Origin of the sequence: Synechocystis sp. LEGE 06083 (assembly GCF_015207725.1) — a bacterium.
GTDB lineage: Bacteria > Cyanobacteriota > Cyanobacteriia > Cyanobacteriales > Microcystaceae > Synechocystis > Synechocystis salina.
The window spans coordinates 1-1,002 of the sequence record NZ_JADEWJ010000479.1; the positions used below are offsets into that span (position 1 = coordinate 1).

A 1,002-nucleotide genomic window follows, 5' to 3' on the forward strand; every position below is an offset into this window, starting at 1 on the left:
GGCCGGACTTCTGGGCCACCTGCAAGGCGCTTTGCCCGCGGACGTCCGAGGCCAAGCGCTGGCTCAAGCAGAACGGCTCGCGGCTGTTCGCGGTGACGTTCTAGTTGATCGGAACATTTTTGAACGAAGCTAATCCAGAACCGGTATAAAGATCCATTCGCGCAAAGCCTTTCGCTTCAACAGGAACTGAGACCACCTCCCAAGTTATCGGATAGACGATTCCTGCTGGAAAACTAAACCAGAAATGTTGATCAAATTTTTTATCCCAACTTTTAGATGAAAATGCACTTAGGGCGTGATTTGTTAATACATCTGAGAATGCCTGTGTTTTACTGTTGTTTGGATAAAATGAATAATTACTAACATCCTCACCGCTATCATTTTTTAGCAGTGCTTCACATTTTACAGTTAAACCAGAGCGGTCGCATTGCGGGACGCCCCACTCGAACCCACCCAGCCTAATACCACTCGTTATTTTACTAAAGTCCAACGGTAGAAATGCGTTGGAGCCTGAAACATCAACGTCCTGACCGGCAGTGCTAGCAACCCCCTCAGGTCCTCTGGGCCCGATTGGACCCGGATCCCCTCTATCACCTTTGGGGCCGCGTATCTCTTCAAGGTGTTGCTGAACGAGCACTGCAGCGACTTTATCCGCACTCGGCCCCGTGCCGCTGTTTAGTCGCTCAGACTTTGCTTTCTCAATGGAATCTATTCGATCCAAAGCTTCAGCCAATTCTCGTCTAACTTCACCTAATTCATCTCGAAGTTCGGCATTAATATTTCCCATAATGCGAATATTCTTATCTACTTCTGCTGCACGGCTATCTGATTGGGCTTGCCAATTCGCAAACGCATAGATTCCGCCCCCAACAACAGAAATGCTTGCGAGTACCGCCGCCAAATTTTGAACCCCAGACAAAACTCTTTCCCCGCTCAACTTTTCACTGCATTTTTTGCGGGTTCTAGTGATAAAATCAAGACTCTGACTCTTGCTTTTGAAAC

The 1,002-nt window shown here is 47.8% G+C and carries 1 protein-coding gene; it reads right to left on the minus strand.

The features are described from left to right. Window positions 1-100: 100 nt before the first annotated feature. The coding region (locus IQ219_RS19865) for a collagen-like protein (protein WP_194073773.1) at window positions 101-1,002 on the minus strand (902 nt) is incomplete at its 5' end.